This window comes from Mesorhizobium sp. B1-1-8 (genome assembly GCF_006442795.2).
Classification (GTDB): domain Bacteria; phylum Pseudomonadota; class Alphaproteobacteria; order Rhizobiales; family Rhizobiaceae; genus Mesorhizobium.
This window is the reverse complement of the sequence record NZ_CP083956.1, coordinates 1,433,657-1,453,263: the sequence shown is the minus strand read 5'-3', so window position 1 is coordinate 1,453,263 and position 19,607 is coordinate 1,433,657. Positions and strand designations below refer to the sequence as shown.

Sequence of the window (19,607 nt, the reverse complement as noted above, 5' to 3'; positions counted from 1 at the left end):
GGCTAACTGGGTAGGAAGACATGCTGGTCCCGCAGCTTACACATGTGCCTGTCGCTGACCGCAAGGCAATGCACGATGGACCGCGTGACAGCGCCACCCATCTGCGCCTCGCGGCCGCGATGCCCGCGCTTGGCGAGATCGAGATCGGCGGCAAGGCGTCCCGCGAGTCCGCCGGCGAGACCCTTACCGTCATGGCCTGGAACGTCGAGCGGCTTCGTCATGTCGATGCCATCGCCGCAACGATCGCCGGCCGGGCGCCGGACGTTGTGCTGTTGTCCGAGGTCGACAAGGGCATGGCCCGCTCCGGCAATAGCCATCTCCTGAGCCGGCTTGCCGACAGGCTTGGCCATGCCTTCGCCTATGGCGTCGAGTTCCTCGAGCTCGGCACCGGCAACGAGGCGGAACAGGCAGCGACAGGCAAATCCGAGAACGCGGAAGGCTTTCACGGCAACGCCATAACCAGCGCTGTTCCGTTGCTTCGCCCTTTCCTCATTCGCCTGGATGCCGCCGGCGCCTGGTTCCTGCCGGAACACGGCCAGCCGCGCATTGGCGGCCGCATGGCGATCGGCGGCCAGCTGATGGTCGGTGATCGCCGGGTGACCGTTGTTTCAGTGCATCTGGAAAACCGCACCAACCCTGTCGGGCGGGCCGACCAGACGCGCCATCTCCTCGACGCCATCGATAAATACGATGCGCAGGCGCCGGTGCTGATCGGCGGCGACGTCAACACGCTGACCGCCACCCATGGGGAACGCCATGACGATCCGGCCGTGTGGCAGGCGCTGATCGCGGCCGAACCGGACCGGCTGATCCGCCCCGAGCGCCACGAGCCTTTGTTCACCGTGCTCGCCGGGCGAGGCTATGACTGGCGGGCCGCCAACACCCTCGACCAGCCGACACAGCGGCGGGCGGCTGGTGATCCGACGCCTGTCGGCCGCATCGACTGGTTCTTCAACCGCGGCCTCGTGGCCAGCGCGCCGGCAACCTTGCCGGCTTTGTTGCCGGATGGCAGTCCGAGCTCGGACCATGACGCGATTGTTGTAACGGTCCGCGTCGCTTGACGCTTTGCGGTGTGTTGAGATTCAGGTCAGGCCGAGCCGAAAATGGCGGCTTCCGAAAACCGGAGCGGAGCGTACATTTCAGTACGTGAGCACCGGAAGCGCAGGAAACCGTCATTTGCAGGCCGGTCTCACCTGAATATCAACACACCTTAGGCACAACACGCGCATACCGGCAGCCATGCTTGTGGCTTACTGCAGCCATGCGCCTGACTCGAGCAGCACAGTCCGATCTTTTCAACTTCGGCTTTAAAAAAGCGCGTTGAAGTTGCGTCGAAGTCGCAGCTCCACTAAGCGTTTCTTTAACTTCCAGGCGCTAAACAACAACGAATTCCTTGTTTATTTCGATTAGATCGGTGAAACAGGATGTTGACGGTCTACAATTGCATCGTGCATGAGCACGACCTGAGACTGGTCGCATTGGCGGCGCTGATTTGCGGAATTTCTTCGTTTTCAGCAGTCAACCTCCTTCGCCACGTCAGCCGATCTACCGACCGAAACCGTTTTGCCTGGCTGATGATTGCCGCCACATCGACCGGATTTGGCATCTGGGCAACGCATTTCATCGCGATGCTGGCGTTTTCACCGGGAATACCGAACGCCTACAATGCTGAATTGTCCGCGCTTTCGCTTGCCGCGGCCGTCGCCTTGACCGCCGCCGGGATGTGGATCTCCACCATGCGCGGCAGCATCGATCATTGTCTTGTCGGCGGCGCCGTCCTCGGCGGCGGCATCACCGCCATGCACTATGTCGGCATGGCGGCCTTCGAGGTGGAAGGACGGGTCGAATGGAACCTGCTGCTGGTCGCGGCCTCCATCGTGGCAGGCGCCTTTTTCGCGGCGATGGCGCTTCTCGTAGTGCTGCGCCGCCCGTCTCTTCAGGCCACAATCGGTGGCACCGCGCTGCTGACGCTGGCGATCTGCGGCCTGCATTTCATCGCCATGGCCGCGGTCTCGATCTATCCGGACTCTTCGATAGTGATATCCCGACACACGATCGAGCCGATGTCACAGGCCTTCGCCGTCGCCGCCGTCAGCCTCGTCATCCTTGTGCTCTCGGCGGCGGCACTCTGGATCGATCTGCGCTTCCGCCGCCACAGGGTCGAGGCCGAGCGCATGCACGGCTTGGCCAATGCCGCGGTGGAAGGGCTTATCGTCTGCGATGGCAACCGCATCGTCAGCGCCAATGACAGCATCGCGACTTTAAGCGGCATCGCCGCCGGCACGTTGAACACGATGATGCTTGGCGACCTTTTCGGCGAGCGTACCGCTAACGGCATCGCCGGCAGCAATGGCCAGGCGCAGGAAGTCGAGCTGCGAAGCCGGGACGGAACCCGGATTCCCGTCGAATTGATCGCCCGAAGCATCGACTATTGCGGCAAGCCGCACGACGTTGTCGCCGTCCGCGACATCCGCGAGCGCAAGAAGGCCGAGCAGGAGATCCTGCGGCTGGCGCATTTCGATCCGCTCACCGGGCTTGCCAACCGCCGCAGCTTCACCGGTCGGCTTGAAGCCGACATCGCAGCCGCGGGTCCAGGCGGCAAGGATGGGCAGCTCGCGCTCATGCTTCTCGATCTCGACCGCTTCAAGGAGGTGAACGATCTCTTCGGCCATGCCGCCGGCGATGCCGTGCTGCAGAAGGTGGCGCATCGCGCCTCAAGCGTGCTTCGTCAGGGGCAGATGCTGGCGCGTCTCGGTGGCGACGAATTCGCCATCATCGCGCCGAACCTTCCCGACCCGCAGGCCGCCAGCCGCATCGCTGAGGCGGTGCTTTCCGTCTTGCGCGAAGAGGACCGCCAGTCGCCCGGCGAGGCCCTGGTTTCAGCCAGCATCGGCATCGCGCTCTATCCGCTTGACGCCGACAACCAGGCGGCGCTCATCAGCCATGCCGATACCGCGCTTTACCGCGCCAAGGCCGAGGGCAAGGACACCTATCGCTATTTCGAAGCCTCCATGGGTGCGGAGGCGCGCGACCGGCGCGCCATGGAGCACGATTTGCGCCAGGCGGTGGCGCGCGGCGAGTTTCGGCTCGTCTACCAGCCGCAGAAGGAGATCAGCAGCGGCAGGATGGTCGGCTTCGAGGCGCTGATCCGCTGGCGGCATCCGCAGCATGGCGACATATCGCCCACTGTCTTCATCCCGGTTGCCGAGGACAGCGGCGCCATCATGCATATCGGCGAATGGGTGCTGGCGACGGCCTGCGAGGAGGCCGCCCGCTGGAAGAACCCGCTGATGGTCGCGGTCAATGTCTCGGCAGTGCAGCTCCACAATCCGAATTTCAGCCGCAAGGTGCATGAAGTCCTGCTGCGATCCGGCCTGGCGCCGGGCCGGCTGGAGCTTGAGATCACCGAGACGGCGCTGATCAAGGACATGCCGCGCGCCCTGTCCACCTTGCGCCAGGTCAAGGCGCTTGGCGTGCACGTTGCCATGGACGACTTCGGCACCGGCTACTCCTCGCTGTCCAATTTGCGCGCCTTTCCCTTCGACAAGATCAAGATCGACGGCTCTTTCATCAAATCGGTCGACAGGAACGGCCAGGTCGCGGCCATTGTGCGCGCCGTGCTGGGGCTGGGCCGCGGGCTCGGCCTGCCGGTGCTCGCTGAAGGCGTCGAGACGGTGGACGAACTGCGCTTCCTCGATGCCGAGGCCTGCGAGATCGGGCAAGGTTTTTACCTCGGCAGGCCCGGCCCGATCGAGGGGTTCAGCGATCTGACCGGCGTGCCGGCGTCGGCGGACGACAACGACGCCGGGCAGCGTGGCTCCAGCATCCTGATGCTGGAACCTGCCGCGGCGCTGCGCTCAGCCTGAGGGGGTAAGCGCGGCTTCCACCAGCCGCTTGGCGTCCGGGCTCGACCATCCGGCCGGGCCGTTCATATGCGCGATCAGGCAGCCTTCGCTGTCGATCAGCATCGTCACCGGCAGGCCGAGCGCCAGGCCGCGCGTCTTGACCTCGTTGAACAGGCCGATGGTCGGGTCGCGGTAGTAGCCGAGCTTTTCGACGCCGATGTCCTTGAGGAATTTCTTCGGCTTGGCGTCGTCGCCGGTGTCGACATTGACCGCGACGACCTCGAAGGCGTTGCTGCCTTTTTCCTTCTGCAGGGCGTCAAGGGCCGGCATTTCGGCGCGGCAGGGGGCGCACCATGTCGCCCACAGATTGAGCAGCACCGTCTTGCCGGCGTGATCGGCGATGGTCATCGGCTTGCCGTCGGGACCGTTGAAGGCGAGGCCCTTCAGCGATTGCGGCGGATCCGCCGGCTGCAACGCCGCGACCTGGCCGACGGCTTTGGCGGCGACCTGCCTGGCTCGCTCGGCCTTGGCCTCGCAGGCGACATCGTCCTTGCTGCCGGTGGCGGCAACCTTGTCCGGAGCCTTGTTGCCATAACCGCTCTCGCTGACATATACCGCGACCGCGCCGGCCAGCACGCCCGCCGCCAGGGCGGCGAGGACGAGGCGCGTCGCCGGAAAAAAGAATCTATTGCCGTCTGCCATTTTTCTAAAACTGCTCCGGAGCACGGGTTATAGCGATGAGCGACAAGAAGGCCAGCAACCAGATGTGGGGCGGACGTTTTGCCTCGGGTCCGGCCGCGATCATGGAAGCGATCAACGCGTCGATTGCGTTCGACCGCAAACTCTACGCACAGGATATCCGCGGGTCGATCGCCCACAGTGAGATGTTGGCGCAAACGGGCATTATTTCGGCAGCCGATCAAGAAAAAATCGCTCACGGGCTGAACACGATTCTGAAAGAGATCGAGGCCGGTACATTCGAATTCTCGACGCGGCTGGAAGACATCCACATGAATGTCGAGGCCCGCCTTGCCGACCTGATCGGCCCGCCGGCCGGCCGCCTGCACACCGCCCGCTCGCGCAACGACCAGGTGGCGGTCGACCTGCGCCTCTGGGTCAAGGAGGAATGCCTGCGCGTCGCCGAGGCGCTGAAGGGATTGATCGCCGCCTTCCTCGAGCGCGCCGAGGAACACGCCGCGACGGTGATGCCCGGCTTCACCCATATGCAGGCCGCGCAGCCGGTGACCTTCGGCCATCATTGCATGGCCTATGTCGAGATGTTTGGGCGCGATCTCTCGCGTGTCCGCGACGCCATCGAGCGAATGGATGAAAGCCCGCTGGGCGCCGCTGCGCTGGCCGGCACCAGCTTCGCCATCGACCGCCACCAGACGGCGAAGGCGCTCGGCTTCCGCGAGCCGATGCGCAATTCCCTGGACAGCGTATCGGACCGCGACTTCGCCCTCGAATTTCTCGGCCTTGCCGCGATCTGCGCCACGCATCTGTCGCGCCTGGCCGAGGAGATCATCATCTGGTCGACGCCGCAATTCGGCTTCGTCCGGCTGTCGGATTCCTTCTCCACCGGTTCCTCGATCATGCCGCAGAAGAAGAATCCGGATGCCGCCGAACTGGTGCGCGGCAAGACCGGCCGCATCAACGGCCATCTCGTCGGCCTGCTGACGGTGATGAAGGGCATGCCGCTGACCTACGGCAAGGACATGCAGGAAGACAAGGAATCGGTCTTCGACGCCGCCGAGACGCTGGACCTGATGCTGGCGGCGACCACCGGCATGGTGCGCGACATGGCCGTGAACGCCGCTGCCATGAAGAAGGCCGCCGGCGCCGGCCATGCCACCGCCACCGACCTCGCCGACTGGCTGGTGCGCAATCTGGACCTGCCCTTCCGCGAGGCCCATCACGTCACCGGCCGCGCCGTGGCGCTTGCCGAGGAAAAGAAGGTCGGGCTGGACAGGCTCTCGCTGGAAGAATTGCAGTCGATCCATCCCGGCATCACCGACGGCATCTTCTCGGTGCTTGCGGTGCAGAATTCGGTCAAGAGCCGGGTAAGCTTCGGCGGCACCGCGCCGTCTGAAGTGAGGAAGCAGATACGCTATTGGAAAAAGCGCCTGGCCAAGGCGTGAGTTAGGTGCAATGCGCCGAAAACTCGGCTAAAAGCGGCGGCACGAAAACAGTTCGGACGGATGAATCGATGACCGGAAGCAGGATTTTGGTGACGCTCGCGCTGCTGGCGGCGGTTGTCACCGTCACCGCCTGCGGCAGGAAGGGCGGCCTCGACACGCCTTATGAGGCGGCTGTCCAGGCCCGCAAGGATGCGGAGAAGGCCAAGCAGCCGCTGCCGCCCGAACCGCAAAAACCGGTCAAGGACAAGAAATTCATTCTCGATCCCTTACTCTAGTGCCGATGAGATCGGTCGATCTCGTCGCTCCAATTTCCCGGAACCGTTTGCCGTGAACCATTTCGACTACCGGGACGGCGTGCTGCACGCCGAGGACGTGGCGATCCCCGATATCGCAGCGCAGGTCGGCACGCCGTTCTACTGCTATTCGACGGCGACGCTGACCAGGCATTTCCGCGTCTTCAGGGAGGCCTTTGCCGGGCTCGATACGCTGGTCTGCTATGCCATGAAGGCGAATTCCAACCAGGCCGTGCTAAGGACGCTTGCCAGGCAAGGCGCCGGCGCCGACGTGGTGTCGGAAGGCGAATTGCGCCGCGCGCTCGCAGCCGGCATTCCGGCCGACAAGATCCTGTTTTCGGGCGTCGGCAAGACCGCGCGCGAGATGGACTTTGCGCTGGCCGCCGGCATCCTCTGCTTCAACGTCGAATCCGAGCCGGAGCTCGAACTGCTGTCGGCCCGCGCGACGACGCTCGGCAAGGTGGCGCCGATCTCGCTGCGCATCAATCCGGACGTCGATGCCAGGACGCACAAGAAGATCTCCACCGGCAAGGCCGAGAACAAGTTCGGCATTGCCTGGCAGCGAGCCCGCCAGGTCTACGCCCGCGCGGCGGAATTGCCGGGCATCAAGGTGACCGGCATCGACACCCATATCGGCAGCCAGATCACCGAGTTGCAGCCCTTCGACGACGCCTTCGCGCTGCTTGCCGAACTGGTCGGCGTGCTGCGCGCCGACGGCCACGCCATCGACCATATCGATCTTGGCGGCGGCCTCGGCATCCCTTACCGGCTCGACAACAGCCCGCCGCCGCTGCCCGACGCCTATGCCGCGCTCGTCAGGAAGCATGTCACCAGGCTTGGCCTGAAGGTGATGTTCGAGCCCGGCCGGCTGATCGTCGGCAATGCCGGCATCCTGGTCTCGGAAGTCATCTTCGTGAAGGAAGGCGATGCCAAGAACTTTCTTGTCGTCGACGCCGCCATGAACGATCTCATCCGGCCGACGCTCTATGACGCTTTCCATGACATCCGGCCGGTGGTGCAGCCGCCCTCAGCGATGCCGCGCATGAAGGTTGATGTCGTCGGACCCGTCTGCGAGACCGGAGACTATCTCGGCCTCGACCGCGACCTGCCGCGGCTGAAGGCCCGCGACCTCATCGCCATCGCCACCGCCGGCGCCTATGGCGCGGTGCAGTCCGGCACCTACAACACCCGTCTGCTGGTGCCGGAAGTGCTGGTCGACGGCGACCGTTTTCACGTCGTGCGGCCGCGCCAGACCTACGACGAGCTGATCGGGCTCGACTCTTTGCCGGACTGGCTGAAGTAGCAGCGCCCGGCGAAGCGCTAGATTTTCTCCAGGATGAGCGCCTTGGCTTCGGCGATCCTGTCCTCGTTGCGGCGATAGAAGATCCATTGCCTTGTGCGCTTGGCGGTGAGCAGGCCGGCTTGGGTCAGGACGCGCATATGTTCGCTGAGCGTGGCCTGGGTGATGCCGAGCTTTTCCGCGATCAGCAGCGCACAGACGCCGTCCTCGACCAGATCGCCATCCGCTTGGCGCGGGAAATGGGCACGCGGGTCCTTCAGCCAGTCGAGGATCTGCAGCCTGCGCTCGTTGGCGATCGCCTTGAAGATGTCGACCTCTTGCATTTAGCCATTTTGCTAAGTTACTAATTGAAGTCAACCCCGAGGAGCCTGGCATGTTGAACAGCAGGACGATCACGCGCGAACGCATTGCGGCGATAGAGCCGCGCATCCGGCCGTACGTGCGCCACACGCCGGTGATGCGCGTCGACATGGCCGATTTCGGCCGGCCGCCCTTTCCGGTCGACTTGAAACTCGAATGCCTGCAGCATTCCGGCTCGTTCAAGGCGCGCGGCGCCTTCACCAATCTGCTCGAGCGGCAGGTGCCCGAAGCCGGCGTCGTCGCCGCTTCCGGCGGCAATCATGGTGCGGCAGTCGCCTACGCCGCCATGAAGCGCGGGCACAGGGCTACGATCTTCGTGCCGGAAGTGAGCCCGCCGGCGAAGCTCGAACGTATCCGCGGCTATGGCGCGGAGCTGATCGTCGGCGGCGCGCGCTACGCCGAGGCGCTGGCCGCCAGCGAGGATTTTGCCCAAAAGACCGGCGCGCTGCAAATTCATGCCTTCAACCAGGAAGAGACCTTGCTCGGCCAGGGAACGCTCGGCCTGGAGATCGAGGCCGATCTGCCCGACATCGACACGCTGCTGGTTGCCGTCGGCGGCGGCGGCCTGATCGGCGGCATCGCCGCCTGGTTCTCGGGCCGCATTCGCATCCTCGCCATCGAGCCCGAGGGCGCGCCGACGCTCTACCGCGCCCTTGAGGCAGGCCGGCCGGTCGATGCGCCGGCCGAGGGCATCGCCGCCGACTCGCTGGCGCCAAAGCGCGTCGGCGAAATGATGTTCCCGATCGCCGAGGCCTTCGTCGAGCGCTCGATCCTGGTCAGCGACGACGACATCGTCGCGGCGCAGAAGGCGCTGTGGGACCGGACGCGAATCATCGCCGAGCCCGGCGGCGCCGCGGCCTTTGCCGCCATGCTTTCCGGCCGCTACGTGCCGGCTCCCGGCGAGCGCGTGGCCATTCTGATCTGCGGCTCCAACACAAACCCGGCGAGTTTCTGACGATAATCGGGGCGGACCTCTTCACGATTTTGGAACCCGCCTCGCCTTTGCCGTGTTTGTTGGTATTCTTCCGCACATGTGGTCCAGGCTATTGTGCCGGGGCAGGAAAGGCCGATGACGGAACGAACTTCCAGCGGCGAACGCGGCCTTGCCGGGCGTCTGGCGCTCAGCCGGCTGGCGACACGGGCCTCGATGATCTTCGAGCGCGGCTGGCCGCTGCTGTTGCCGCTGGCAATCGTCGCCAGCCTGTTCCTCAGTCTCTCATGGCTGGGACTGTTCCCGCGTTTACCCGAAACCGCGCGTATCGGCCTCCTGATCCTGTTTGCCGCGGCCGCGCTCGCGGCGCTCTATCCGCTGCGTTTCTTCCGCATGCCGTCCGCTGCCGAGATCGACAGGCGCGTCGAGGCGGCGAATGACTTGCTGCACAGTCCGGTTCAGGTGCAGACCGACCGACCGAGCGGATCGGAGAGCATCTTTTCGCAGGCGCTGTGGCGCGAGCATCAGAAGCGTATGGCCGAGCGGCTCGGCAGCCTTGGCGCCGACCTGCCGCGCACAAACGTGCCGGACTACGACCGCTGGGGATTGCGCGCCTTGGCCGGGCTTTTGTTCGTCACTGCCTTCGCCTTCTCCTTCGGACCTTCGGGCGGCAGGATCAGCGACGGTTTCGTCGCCCGCGCCGCGCGCGACGCCGTGCCGCCGCGCATCGATGCCTGGGTGACGCCGCCCGCCTATACCGGCAGGCCGCCGCTATTCCTGACCGCCGATGCCAATCAGGCCGCCGCAACCTTCAGCGTCCCGCAAGGCAGCGACGTCTCGCTGCGCGTCACCGGCGGCTCCGGCGAGGAGACGCTGAGCTATGCCGATGCGGGCGGCAACGCCCGCGCCATCGACCCGACGGCGCCCAAGGGTCCCCCACCTGCCGCCGGCCAGACGGCGCCGAAGGTGCGCCAGTTTTCCGGCAAGCTGAACACCGACGGCACGCTGACGCTGAAGTCGGGCGACAGCGACCTCGGCCACTGGGCCTTCGCCGTCATCCCGGACAAGCCGCCGACGATCCGCTTCGTCGGCGAGCCGAAGCGCGCCGTCAACGGCGCGATCGAGCTCAGCTACCAGATCGACGACGATTACGGTGCCGCCTCCGCTAAGGCCGTCTTCGAATTGTCGGACCCGCCGCCGGCCAACGCGCATCCGCTCTACGGCCCGCCCGACATGCCGCTGACGCTGCCGCGCCGCGGCGGCAAGGCGAACGCCGCCAAGACGACCAAGGACCTGACCGAGCATGTCTGGGCGGGCAGCAACATCAAGCTGACGCTTACCGCCACCGACGATGCCGGCCACACCGCGACCAGCGACACCAGGACCCTGGTGATGCCGGAGCGGCCCTTCTCGAACCCGCTGGCGCGCGCCGTGATCGAGCAGCGCCGGCTGCTGGCGCTTGACGCCAACGCCAAGCCGCGCGTGCTCGACTTGATGGACGCAATCACGCTGCGCCCCGAAGACACGTTCGACAGCATGACCAACTATCTCGCCATCATGAGCGCGATGACCCGGCTGAAGCTGGCCGAGACCGACGACCAGCTGCGTAACGAAGTGTCTTATCTGTGGGAAATCGCGCTCGGCATCGAGGAAGGCAATCTGTCGGCGGCCGAGCGGCGGCTGCGCCAAGCGCAGCAGGCGCTGCAGGACGCCATCAAGAACGGCGCCAGCGACCAGGAAATCGAAAGGGCGATGAAGGAACTGCGCGAGGCGATGAACCAGTTCCTGCAGGAATTCGCGCAGCGCGCCCAGCAGAACCCGAACGCGCCGCAGATGCAGCAGAATGGTCGCGAGCTTCGGCAGAGCGACATCAACCGCATGATGGATCAGATCGAGAACCTCGCCAAATCGGGCGATCGCGACAAGGCCCAGCAGCTCCTGTCCGAGCTTCAGGACATGATGAACAATCTGCAGGCCGGCCGCCAGCAGCCGAACGGCGAGCAGGATAGCGAGATGCGCCAGCAGATGGACAAGCTGGGCGAGATCATGCGCCGCCAGCAGGAGATGATGAACGACACCTTCCGTCTCGACCAGATGCAGCGCGGCCAGCGCGGTCAAAATGGCAATCAGCAGCCGGGTGAGGATAGTGAACAGGGGCAGTCGCAAGACGGGCAGAAGCCCGGCCCCGGCGACGACCGCGATCCGCTCGGCCGGCCAAAGCCGATGACGCCGCAGGAATTTTCCGACGCCCTCAAGCAGCTGCAGGAAGGCCAGGGCCAGTTGCAGAGCGAGCTCGACAAGCTGAAGAAGAGCCTCGAAGGCATGGGCATGCAGCCCAATGAGGGTTTTGGCGAGGCCGGCAAGTCGATGGGCGATGCCAAGCAGGCGCTCGGCGAAGGCGAAGGCGACCAGGCGGTCGGCCATCAGGGCCGCGCGCTGGATGCATTGCGGCGCGGCGCCAAGGACATGATGAAGCAGATGCAGGCCATGCAGGGCGATCAGGGCGGCAGCGAGCAGGGCGGGCGTCAGCAGGATGCCGACCGCGACCCGCTCGGCCGGCCGCGCGCCACCAAGGGGCCCGACGACGGCAACTCGGTCAAGGTGCCGGACGAGATCGACGTGCAGCGGGCCCGCCAGATCCTTGAAGCGATCCGCAAACGGCTCGGCAATTCGCTGAGTCCCGACATTGAACGCAGCTATCTCGAACGCCTGCTGGAGCTGAAATAGCTCCAGACTACTCCGGACGGTTGCACCGCCATGCCGAAACTCGGAACCGTCACCCCGATCCTGCGCATCTTCGACATCGCCAAGGCGCAGGAATTCTACCTCGGCTTCCTTGGCTTCGAGGTCCGCTTCGAGCATCGCTTCGACGACAATGCGCCGCTCTACATGGGTATCGCCCGCGACGGCTGCGAACTGCATCTGAGCGAGCACCACGGCGATGGTTCGCCGGGCGCCAATGTCCGCATCGAGGTTGTCGACATCGTCGCCCTGCATCGCGAGTTCAAGGAGAAGAAATACCGCTTCAACCGGCCGGGCCTGGAAACTACAGCGTGGGAGACCAAGGAGGTCACGGTCATCGATCCCTTCGGCAACCGCCTGACTTTTTACGAAAAGGACTGAACTTGCTCAGAGATCAGGCGTTGGACGCCCCTGCCTGGTCAGCATGAAAGCCTCGCGGATCGCGTCCTCCATGCCGTCGATCGCTTCGCCGGTCGACTGCGGGTTGCGGTGCAGCACCACATTCGAGGAATCGATGTCGCCGAAGCCGTCGGCGGCCGTCAGTTCGCGGCAGTCGGGCGGGATGTTGCTGCGCGAGATCGGCGCGATCGCAAGGCCCGAGGTGACGGCCAGCGTCAAGCCGCCATTGGTGTCGCTGGTATAGGCGACGCGGTAGTCGAGGCCGCGCTGCTGCAGCGACTTGACGGCGAAGTCGCGGCACCAGCCATCGCGACTGTAAAGTGCGATCGGCACCGGCCGCTCCTCATGCATGTGATGCAGCGTCGATGTCACCCACACCGTCGGGTCGTGCATCAGCACCTCGCCGCCGGAAAAACCCTCCCACTCGAACACCACGGCGAGGTCGAGCTCGCCCGCCGCCAGCGCCCTCACCTGCGAGGCCGAATGGGCGTAGCGCACGGTGACCTCGACACGCGGATGGCGCTTGGCGAATTCGCCGAGCGCCCGCGACAGGATCGAGCGGCCGTATTCGGCCGGGATGCCGATGCGCACCAGGCCGCCGAGCGGCGGCGCCACCAGCGAGGCCGCCGTCTCATCGAGCAGCGACACGATTCGGCGGGCGTTGCCGATGAGCTCGCCGCCGCGGCGCGTCAGCGCCACGCCGCGCGAGCCGCGCTCGAACAGGCTGTCGCCGACCATGTCCTCCAGTTTCTTCATCTGCATGGAGACTGCCGACTGGGTGCGCCCGGCCCTTTCCGCCGCCCGGGTGAAATTGCCGGTCTCGGCTACCGCCACGAAGGTGCGAGGAGGTCGCTGTCGAGGGTGGGCTTCATGCAGTGCCGCCATAAGAAATTCTGATTGCTGGTATCATTCCAATTCGTTTGCAACATGTCAAATACCGCGGGATATTTGCTCCACCCATTGGATATGCGGCCGCGAGATTCGGCCGCGGACCAATTCGAAAGTCCTCACTCGTGCCCGCTGCCCGAAACGGTAGCGGGCTCTTTTTCGCTGGATCGATCATGCAGAACCGGACGGCGCTTGGCATTCTGAGCCTCTGCCTCGGCGTGCTGGTGTTTTCGCTGCAGGATCCGCTGGTGAAAGCGGTGTCGGGCGGATATCCGGTGACCGAGGTGATGGCGATCCGCGCTATTGTCGCGCTGCCGATCCTGATCGTGATCGTCCATGCCGATGTCGGCCTGCGCGCGCTGCTGTCGAAACGCTTCGCCATGCTGACGCTGCGCGCCTTCATCCAGTTCTCATCCTACACGGTCTACTATCTGGCGATCGCCGCGTTGCCGCTGGCCGACGCGGTGGCGCTCTATTTCATGGCGCCGCTGTTCATCATGGCGCTTGCCGGGCCCTATCTTGGCGAGCGCGTGTCATGGCAGACGCTGGCGACCGTGCTCATCGGCCTTGTCGGGGTCATCGTGATGCTGCGGCCGGGCGCCGGCTTGTTCGACTGGGCGGCGCTGCTGTCGCTCGGCTCGGCATTCCTCTACGGCTTCTCGCAACTGATGGCGCGCCGGATTGGCAACACCGAATCCTCGACTGTCATGGCCTTCTACCAGAACGGCGCCTATCTCACCGGCGCCATAGTTGTGGCCGCCGCCTTCCACCTCGCCGGCATCACCCACGCGGCGCACCCGAGCCTCGAATTCCTGGTCAGGCCATGGGTGTGGCCGACGATGCAGGACTTCCTCAAGATGGCCGCCTGCGGCTTCGTCGCCTCGGCCGGCATGATCCTGTTGTCGCAGGCCTACCGGATGGCGCCCGCCAACCGCGTCGCCACTTTCGAATACACCGGCATCATCTGGTCGCCGCTCTGGGGCTTTCTGTTCTTCGCCGAGGTGCCGCGCGCAACGACGGCGCTGGGCGCAGCGCTGATCATCGGCGCCGGCCTGCTTGCCCTTGGCGGCGAACGCCGACGCAGGGCTTCACCGGCGCTCGCCGCAACCGGCGACGCGACGTGGTGATCGCCATGCGCAAAACTCAAAGTCTTACCTTTGCGCGCCTGCCAGGGCGCGTGGCGCTGCCAGGGCGCGTCCGACGCGGGCGCGGATTTCGGCCAGCGTGAAAGGCTTTTGCACGACGTCGAGGATAATGCCGTTCAGCTCCTCGGCGCGCTCGCGCTGGTCGGCGTAGCCGGTCATCAGCATGATCTTCATCGCCGGGAACTGTTTTGCTGCGGCCGTCGCCATTTCGATGCCGTCCATCTCCGGCATGCGGATATCGGACACCACCAGATCATAGCCGCCGCGCGCCTGATTGATTAGCGCCAGTCCCTGCGCGCCGTCGGCGGCGACGGTGACGCTGTGCCCGTCATGCTCCAGCGCGCGGGCGGCGAGTGTGCGGACGGACTCATCGTCCTCGACGATCAGAAGCTTTGCCATGGCCAAATAGATGGCGGGGAAATGTTGATGTTTTCTGAAAATTTGAATCGTTGGCGAGACTTTTCAAAAATCGCGCCGGCGGCCTCAGGCGTCGCCTTTGACGACGCCGACAAACGGCAATTCCCGGAACGCATGCGCGACATCCATGCCGTAGCCGACGACGAAATAGTCGGGGCAGTCGAAACCGACATAATCGGCGTTGAGCGAGGTCTGGCGGCGCATGCGCTTGTCGAGCAGCACGGCGATTGCGCAGCTCTTGGCCCCGCGCGACAGCATCAGGTCGCGGGTGTAGGACAGCGTCTTGCCGGATTCCAGTATGTCGTCGATCAACAGCACGTCGCGGCCGGCGACCTCGTTGTCGATGTCGCGCAGCACCCTGACCTCGCCGCTCGTGGTGCCGGCGCCGTAGCTGGAGATGAAGATGAACTCGACTTCCGGCGACAGGCCGACATCATGCATGGCGCGGATGAGATCGGCGGCGAAGACGAACGAGCCCTTGAGGATCGAGATCACCAAGAGGTCGTGATAGTCGCGCCCGGCGATCTCCTTGGCGAGTTCGAGATTGCGGCGCGCGATTGCCGACGCCGAAAACAGGACCTCGATATCTTTGCCGCGCACAACTGGCATCGACTACCTTTCCAGAGAACCACCTAGCCGGCGAAAGTGACCGCGACGGCCTTCACCCCGTTTCTAGGCACATCGAGGCGGCTGGAAAAGCCGAATTTTTCGCCGGGCGCCAGCGACCGGTTGGGTGTCCCCAGTCTGTACCGGATGATGTTGCTGTTGTTGTCGGTGACGCGTATCTCAAGCGGCGGCAAAGGTGAGGCGCTGGCGCCGTCATTGGCGGCCTCGCCGTCGACGAACAGGACAGGCTTCAGCCCCGATGCATCGATACGCGACGTCACGCCGGAAATGCTGAGCGCGCTGAGCGGCTGCGGGCTCGCCCAGAACGGGCTCTGGCGCACCAAAGCGTGGCCGCCCGACACCCAGAATGCGGCCAGCGCCGCACCGACGCCGGCGATCCAGAAGATCGGACCGCCGCGCGACGGCCGCGCCGGCACGACCTCGGGCTTGCGCAGCATGCCCATGCCTTCGATGGGCGGCATGGCAGGCGAGGAATGCGGATGCGATGCCGCCGCGGCAGAACGGATATCCGAACGCGGCAGCACGACATAGTCGGCATCGACAATGTCGACCTGCGCATCGGGCATCACGCGCCCCGCTGCGTTTGCCGGCATTCCGGCCATGATTTCGCCGGAAACAGGGCGCGCGGTTCGATCCTCGGCCATTACGGCTCCAGTGCAGTCTTCGTTTCTTTTGCGTAAACGGAATTGGTTAACGCTTCCCCACCGGAACCGCTGTGATAGGTCGAAAACGAGCCGAAATTAACCGACGATTAACCATGCCGGCCGATGGTCTTATGGGAGAAAAGGCTGGCAAACCGCCGCCGAAAGTTTCAGGTCGCCGAACGTGATCCGCTTCGAAAATGTCGGCCTTCGCTATGGCATGGGTCCGGAAATTCTCCGCGACATCTCCCTGCACATTCCGGAGCGCTCCTTTCAGTTCCTGAGCGGTCCCTCGGGCGCCGGCAAGACGACCTTGCTGCGGCTTCTGTTCATGTCGCTAAAGCCGACGCGCGGCTTGATCACCATTTTCGGCAAGGACCGCTCACGCATCTCGCGCAGCGAGCTGCCGCTCATGCGCCGCCGCATCGGCGTGGTGTTCCAGGATTTCCGCCTGCTCGACCACATGACCACCTATGAGAACGTGGCGCTGCCCTTGCGCGTGCGCGGGCGCGAGGAAGCGGGCTACCGCACCGATGTCACCGAGCTCCTGAAATGGGTCGGCCTCGGCGACCGCATGCATGTGCTGCCGCCGGTGCTGTCCGGCGGCGAGAAGCAGCGCGCGGCGATCGCCCGGGCGCTGATCGAACAACCGGAAATCCTGCTTGCCGACGAGCCGACCGGCAATGTCGACCCGCCGCTGGCGCGCCGGCTGCTCAGACTGTTTATCGAGCTCAACCGGCTCGGCACCGCCGTGGTCATCGCCACCCACGATCTCGGCCTGATGGAACAGGTCGATGCGAGGCGCATGATCCTGGCCGGCGGAAGGCTGGACGTCTATGACTGACCTTCCGGCCGACCATCTCCACGACGAAGCCGCCGAGACAACGGCAACGGCGCAGCGCGTCCAGCGCCGCATGGCGCCGATCGTGCCGGCGCAGAACATCGCCGGCAGGGCGCTGGTGCTGGTCATCGCCATCATGACCTTCCTGTCCTGCCTGACCTTCGGCGCCGTGACCCTGGTGCGCGACACCGCTTCGGTGTGGCAGAACCAGATCTCGCGCGAGGCGACGATCCAGATCAAGCCCGCCGAGGGCCTCGATATGGAGGCGGCCCTTGCGCAGGCCTCGCGGATCGCCGGCGAATTTCCCGGCGTGACCGGCACCAGGATCATCGACCGCGACGCGACGGCCCGCCTGCTGGAACCATGGCTGGGCAGCGGCCTCAACATCGACGAATTGCCGGTGCCGCGTCTCATCATCGTCACCATCGACGAGGCCAGCCCGCCGGACTTCGCCGCCATGCGCGCGGCGATCACGCCCAAGCTGCCGAGCGCAGCGCTTGACGACCACCGCACCTGGGTCGACCGGCTGGTCGCCATGGCCCATACGACCGTGACGATCGGCGTCGCCGTGCTGGCGCTGATGCTGTCGGCGACAGTGCTGACCGTGGTGTTCGCCACCCGTGGCGCCATGGCCGGCAACGGCCACATCATCGAGGTGCTGCATTTCGTCGGCGCCGAGGCGCGCTTCATCGCGCGCGAGTTCCGCTGGCATTTCCTGGTCACCGGCATGAAGGGCGCTGCCGCGGGCGGTGCCGCCGCGATCCTGGTTTTCATCGTCTTTTCCTGGTGGTCGTCGCGCAACATGGCCACACCCCAGGCCGACCAGGCGACTGCGCTGTTCGGCAATTTCGCCATCGGCACCGCCGGCTATCTCGGCGTCGGCCTGATGGTGCTGGTGATCGGCGCGCTGACGGCGGCGACCTCGCACGTCACGGTCGTCGCCTATCTCAGCGACATCGACGTCCGCCAGCCGGATGGAGGCTGACGATGATCGGGCCGCAGGACAAGAGGAAAGGCCGCCTGAAAGCGTTATGCCCATCCGGTGCAACGATCACGGACCGGGCAGCTGCCGTAACGCAATGTGCGCCGTCTTATCTATCAAAGATCGCATTTCAGAGTTAACCATAGGATGCTTTCAGGATTAACCTGGGGATGATGGACGCGAGGGAGCAGACCGGTACGGCTGGAAGGATGCCAGCGGCGCTTGTGCGTGCCGCTGCACCCACCGGATCTGGTCGGCTCAGGCTTGCGCTTCGTATCTGCGGCTTCGCCCTGCTTGCCGTGCTGGCGCTTTTTGCCGGCGGCTTCGGCTGGTTTGCCGACAGGGTCAGCCACATGTCGACGCCGCTCGATCCGCCGAAGGCCGATGCCATCATCGTGCTTACCGGTGGGCAGTCGCGCCTCGACGCAGCCATGGAGCTGCTTGCGTCCGGCAAGGGCGAGCGGCTGCTGATCAGCGGCGTCCACCCCTCGGCCAGCCGCCGTCAGTTGCAGGCCGCGCTCGGCGGCGACAAGCAGCTGTTCTCCTGCTGCGTCGATATCGACCGTGCCGCGCTCGACACCATCGGCAATGCCGAGGAAAGCGCCAAATGGGTGGAAAGCCACGCTTATGGCAGTGTCATCCTCGTCACCAACAACTATCACATGCCGCGCAGCCTCTTGGAGATGAGCCGGCTGCTGCATGGCGCCAGGCTCGAGCCCTATCCGGTGGTCAACACCAACCTCGGCAATGGCGGCTGGCTGACCAAGCCGGAAGCGCTGCGGGTGCTGTTCACCGAATATAGCAAATATGTGCTGTCGCTGGTGCGCGGCATTGTGTCGGTTCGGCCCGCCGAAGGGGTCACGGTTGCCGAAGCCTCGACGGTGAAGAATTAGATTTTACCAGACGGCCTCTCAGTGCCGCGCAGGCGCGCAATTTCCTGTTCGAGCGTTTCTATGCGCCGGTCGCGTTCGGCCAAGGCCGCCGCCACATCCGCCGCCTCGAAACGCTGCGGAATGTGCTGCGGGCAATTGGCATCCCAGGCCGAGACTGTGAACAGGATCGATTGCTGGGGCCGCGCCTTGTAGTTTGCCGGCATCAGGCTTGCCGTCAGTTCCGGATCGTCCTCGACGACGCGCGCTTCGCCCCAGATCTTGATGCGCTGGCGAAGCATGTAATCGATCAGGAACAGGAAAGCCCTCGGATTGTCCTGCAGGTTGCCCTGCGTGATGAACTGGCGGTTGCCGGAAAAATCGGCAAAGCCGATCGTGCGCTCGTCGAGCACCTTGAGAAAGCCGGCCGGGCCGCCGCGATGCTGGATATAGGGCTGGCCTTCGCCATTGGTCGTCGCCAGGAACACGCTGGTCTGCGCCGCGATGAAGCCGTCGAGGTCAGGCGTGATTGCCCCTTGCCAGCCGCCGCGTTCCTCGACCCGGGCGTAGGATTCCCGCGACCCCTTGCGGGACTGGATCGCCTTGACGGTCGGCGTGAAGGCGACATCGCTGGTGAAGGCGTTCATCAAAAGCCTCCCTTGCTTTTCTAAGATCGAGTTGTTTTCAAAAACCGAGTTCGGACAGTGAAGCATGGTCGTCCGGCCGGCGGCCGAGCGGCCAATGGTATTTGCGGTCGGCTTTGGCGATCGGCAGGTCGTTGATGCTGGCGATGCGCAGGCGCATCAGCCCATGCTCGTCGAATTCCCAGTTCTCGTTGCCGTAGCTGCGGAACCATGAACCGCTGTCGTCATGCCATTCATAGGCGAAGCGCACGGCGATGCGGTTGGTGTGGAACGCCCACACCTCCTTGATCAGCCGGTAGTCGAGTTCGCGGTTCCATTTGCGCGTCAAAAAAGCCTGGATCGCCTCGCGCCCCTGCAGGAACTCGGCGCGGTTGCGCCAGCGGCTGTCGCTCGTATAGGCGAGCGCGACGCGCGCCGGATCCCTCGAATTCCAGGCATCCTCGGCCATGCGCGCTTTCTGTGCGGCGGTCTCGGCAGTGAAGGGCGGCAGCGGCGGACGGCTTTCGGACATGACAACTCCAGTGACTGCGACAGGTGGATTTCAG

19 protein-coding genes and 1 pseudogene are annotated in these 19,607 nt (G+C 64.9%); 12 read left to right on the top strand and 8 right to left on the bottom strand.

Going from position 1 to position 19,607, the window contains the following annotated elements; genetic code table 11:
- Window positions 1-20: 20 nt before the first annotated feature.
- On the top strand, window positions 21-1,061 hold the full coding sequence (locus tag FJ974_RS07180) for an endonuclease/exonuclease/phosphatase family protein (RefSeq protein WP_140533798.1): 1,041 nt from the start codon (window positions 21-23) through the stop codon (window positions 1,059-1,061).
- Between the two features lie 363 nt (window positions 1,062-1,424).
- A complete protein-coding gene (locus tag FJ974_RS07175; protein ID WP_140533799.1) occupies window positions 1,425-3,866 on the top strand; it encodes an EAL domain-containing protein in 2,442 nt (813 codons plus the stop codon).
- Here the strand turns inward: FJ974_RS07175 and tlpA are convergent.
- Window positions 3,858-4,547: a thiol:disulfide interchange protein TlpA gene (tlpA, locus tag FJ974_RS07170; protein ID WP_140533800.1), complete on the bottom strand. Its 690-nt coding sequence runs from the start codon at window positions 4,545-4,547 to the stop codon at window positions 3,858-3,860. The genes FJ974_RS07175 and tlpA overlap by 9 nt on opposite strands.
- 35 nt (window positions 4,548-4,582) lie before the next feature.
- On the opposite strand from tlpA, the gene argH reads away from it, so the two are divergent.
- From argH to lysA, 3 genes are all read left to right on the top strand, one after another.
- Window positions 4,583-5,983, top strand: a complete 1,401-nt coding sequence (gene argH, locus FJ974_RS07165) for an argininosuccinate lyase (protein WP_140533801.1) — start codon at window positions 4,583-4,585, stop codon at window positions 5,981-5,983.
- 68 nt (window positions 5,984-6,051) lie between these two features.
- The gene (gene lptM / locus FJ974_RS07160; protein ID WP_140533802.1) at window positions 6,052-6,258 is read left to right on the top strand and encodes an LPS translocon maturation chaperone LptM; all 207 of its coding nucleotides are present in this window, start codon (window positions 6,052-6,054) and stop codon (window positions 6,256-6,258) included.
- Between the two features lie 52 nt (window positions 6,259-6,310).
- Window positions 6,311-7,579 (top strand): diaminopimelate decarboxylase, encoded by a 1,269-nt coding sequence (lysA, locus tag FJ974_RS07155; protein WP_140533803.1) that lies wholly within the window; start codon window positions 6,311-6,313, stop codon window positions 7,577-7,579.
- A 17-nt stretch (window positions 7,580-7,596) separates the two neighbouring features.
- Here lysA and FJ974_RS07150 read toward each other — a convergent pair whose 3' ends face one another.
- On the bottom strand, window positions 7,597-7,899 hold the full coding sequence (locus FJ974_RS07150) for an ArsR/SmtB family transcription factor (RefSeq protein WP_140533804.1): 303 nt from the start codon (window positions 7,897-7,899) through the stop codon (window positions 7,597-7,599).
- A gap of 50 nt (window positions 7,900-7,949) precedes the next feature.
- On the opposite strand from FJ974_RS07150, the gene FJ974_RS07145 reads away from it, so the two are divergent.
- The 3 genes from FJ974_RS07145 to FJ974_RS07135 all read left to right on the top strand — a co-directional run bounded on the left by FJ974_RS07145 (window position 7,950) and on the right by FJ974_RS07135 (window position 11,990).
- Window positions 7,950-8,891 (top strand): threonine/serine dehydratase, encoded by a 942-nt coding sequence (locus FJ974_RS07145; protein ID WP_140533805.1) that lies wholly within the window; start codon window positions 7,950-7,952, stop codon window positions 8,889-8,891.
- Between the two features lie 114 nt (window positions 8,892-9,005).
- Window positions 9,006-11,594 carry a TIGR02302 family protein gene (locus FJ974_RS07140; protein WP_140533806.1) on the top strand — a complete coding sequence of 863 codons (2,589 nt, stop codon included), beginning with the start codon at window positions 9,006-9,008 and terminating at the stop codon, window positions 11,592-11,594.
- A gap of 30 nt (window positions 11,595-11,624) precedes the next feature.
- The gene (locus FJ974_RS07135; RefSeq protein WP_140533807.1) at window positions 11,625-11,990 is read left to right on the top strand and encodes a glyoxalase superfamily protein; all 366 of its coding nucleotides are present in this window, start codon (window positions 11,625-11,627) and stop codon (window positions 11,988-11,990) included.
- Window positions 11,991-11,996: 6 nt separating this feature from the next.
- Here FJ974_RS07135 and FJ974_RS07130 read toward each other — a convergent pair.
- Window positions 11,997-12,880: pseudogene (locus FJ974_RS07130) on the bottom strand (LysR substrate-binding domain-containing protein).
- A gap of 189 nt (window positions 12,881-13,069) precedes the next feature.
- Here FJ974_RS07130 and FJ974_RS07125 point away from each other — a divergent pair.
- The gene (locus FJ974_RS07125) at window positions 13,070-14,023 is read left to right on the top strand and encodes a DMT family transporter (RefSeq protein ID WP_140533808.1); all 954 of its coding nucleotides are present in this window, start codon (window positions 13,070-13,072) and stop codon (window positions 14,021-14,023) included.
- 24 nt (window positions 14,024-14,047) lie between these two features.
- On the opposite strand, the gene FJ974_RS07120 is transcribed toward FJ974_RS07125, so the two are convergent.
- From FJ974_RS07120 to FJ974_RS07110, 3 genes are all read right to left on the bottom strand, one after another.
- Entirely contained in the window at window positions 14,048-14,440 is a 393-nt protein-coding gene (locus FJ974_RS07120; RefSeq protein WP_140533809.1) for a response regulator, read from the bottom strand.
- Between the two features lie 84 nt (window positions 14,441-14,524).
- Complete coding sequence (gene hpt, locus FJ974_RS07115) at window positions 14,525-15,067, bottom strand: hypoxanthine phosphoribosyltransferase (protein ID WP_095767471.1); 543 nt, start codon at window positions 15,065-15,067, stop codon at window positions 14,525-14,527.
- 23 nt (window positions 15,068-15,090) lie between these two features.
- Window positions 15,091-15,729 carry a hypothetical protein gene (locus tag FJ974_RS07110; protein ID WP_140533810.1) on the bottom strand — a complete coding sequence of 213 codons (639 nt, stop codon included), beginning with the start codon at window positions 15,727-15,729 and terminating at the stop codon, window positions 15,091-15,093.
- Window positions 15,730-15,910: 181 nt separating this feature from the next.
- On the opposite strand from FJ974_RS07110, the gene ftsE reads away from it, so the two are divergent.
- The 3 genes from ftsE to FJ974_RS07095 all read left to right on the top strand — a co-directional run bounded on the left by ftsE (window position 15,911) and on the right by FJ974_RS07095 (window position 18,442).
- Window positions 15,911-16,570: a cell division ATP-binding protein FtsE gene (gene ftsE / locus FJ974_RS07105; RefSeq protein WP_140533811.1), complete on the top strand. Its 660-nt coding sequence runs from the start codon at window positions 15,911-15,913 to the stop codon at window positions 16,568-16,570.
- Window positions 16,563-17,552 carry a cell division protein FtsX gene (locus FJ974_RS07100; RefSeq protein WP_140533812.1) on the top strand — a complete coding sequence of 330 codons (990 nt, stop codon included), beginning with the start codon at window positions 16,563-16,565 and terminating at the stop codon, window positions 17,550-17,552. Before ftsE ends, FJ974_RS07100 begins: the two co-directional genes overlap by 8 nt.
- 206 nt (window positions 17,553-17,758) lie before the next feature.
- The gene (locus FJ974_RS07095) at window positions 17,759-18,442 is read left to right on the top strand and encodes a YdcF family protein (protein WP_226891510.1); all 684 of its coding nucleotides are present in this window, start codon (window positions 17,759-17,761) and stop codon (window positions 18,440-18,442) included.
- Here FJ974_RS07095 and FJ974_RS07090 read toward each other — a convergent pair.
- Window positions 18,439-19,065 carry a pyridoxamine 5'-phosphate oxidase family protein gene (locus FJ974_RS07090; protein ID WP_181177149.1) on the bottom strand — a complete coding sequence of 209 codons (627 nt, stop codon included), beginning with the start codon at window positions 19,063-19,065 and terminating at the stop codon, window positions 18,439-18,441. The two genes, FJ974_RS07095 and FJ974_RS07090, sit on opposite strands and share 4 nt — an antisense overlap.
- Window positions 19,066-19,102: 37 nt before the next feature.
- On the bottom strand, window positions 19,103-19,573 hold the full coding sequence (locus tag FJ974_RS07085) for a DUF1348 family protein (RefSeq protein WP_140533815.1): 471 nt from the start codon (window positions 19,571-19,573) through the stop codon (window positions 19,103-19,105).
- Between the last annotated feature and the right edge of the window lie 34 nt (window positions 19,574-19,607).

Coding starts and splice junctions, on each gene's coding strand:
- FJ974_RS07125 (WP_140533808.1), top strand. CDS start 13,070: ATGCAGAACCGGACGGCGCTTGGCATTCTGAGCCTCTGCCTCGGCGTG.
- FJ974_RS07135 (WP_140533807.1), top strand. CDS start 11,625: ATGCCGAAACTCGGAACCGTCACCCCGATCCTGCGCATCTTCGACATC.
- FJ974_RS07140 (WP_140533806.1), top strand. CDS start 9,006: ATGACGGAACGAACTTCCAGCGGCGAACGCGGCCTTGCCGGGCGTCTG.
- tlpA (WP_140533800.1), bottom strand. CDS start 4,547: ATGGCAGACGGCAATAGATTCTTTTTTCCGGCGACGCGCCTCGTCCTC.
- FJ974_RS07180 (WP_140533798.1), top strand. CDS start 21: ATGCTGGTCCCGCAGCTTACACATGTGCCTGTCGCTGACCGCAAGGCA.
- FJ974_RS07095 (WP_226891510.1), top strand. CDS start 17,759: ATGCCAGCGGCGCTTGTGCGTGCCGCTGCACCCACCGGATCTGGTCGG.
- FJ974_RS07110 (WP_140533810.1), bottom strand. CDS start 15,729: ATGGCCGAGGATCGAACCGCGCGCCCTGTTTCCGGCGAAATCATGGCC.
- FJ974_RS07175 (WP_140533799.1), top strand. CDS start 1,425: ATGTTGACGGTCTACAATTGCATCGTGCATGAGCACGACCTGAGACTG.
- FJ974_RS07120 (WP_140533809.1), bottom strand. CDS start 14,440: ATGGCAAAGCTTCTGATCGTCGAGGACGATGAGTCCGTCCGCACACTC.
- FJ974_RS07085 (WP_140533815.1), bottom strand. CDS start 19,573: ATGTCCGAAAGCCGTCCGCCGCTGCCGCCCTTCACTGCCGAGACCGCC.
- FJ974_RS07150 (WP_140533804.1), bottom strand. CDS start 7,899: ATGCAAGAGGTCGACATCTTCAAGGCGATCGCCAACGAGCGCAGGCTG.
- FJ974_RS07145 (WP_140533805.1), top strand. CDS start 7,950: ATGTTGAACAGCAGGACGATCACGCGCGAACGCATTGCGGCGATAGAG.
- FJ974_RS07090 (WP_181177149.1), bottom strand. CDS start 19,065: ATGAACGCCTTCACCAGCGATGTCGCCTTCACGCCGACCGTCAAGGCG.
- argH (WP_140533801.1), top strand. CDS start 4,583: ATGAGCGACAAGAAGGCCAGCAACCAGATGTGGGGCGGACGTTTTGCC.
- hpt (WP_095767471.1), bottom strand. CDS start 15,067: ATGCCAGTTGTGCGCGGCAAAGATATCGAGGTCCTGTTTTCGGCGTCG.
- FJ974_RS07100 (WP_140533812.1), top strand. CDS start 16,563: ATGACTGACCTTCCGGCCGACCATCTCCACGACGAAGCCGCCGAGACA.
- lptM (WP_140533802.1), top strand. CDS start 6,052: ATGACCGGAAGCAGGATTTTGGTGACGCTCGCGCTGCTGGCGGCGGTT.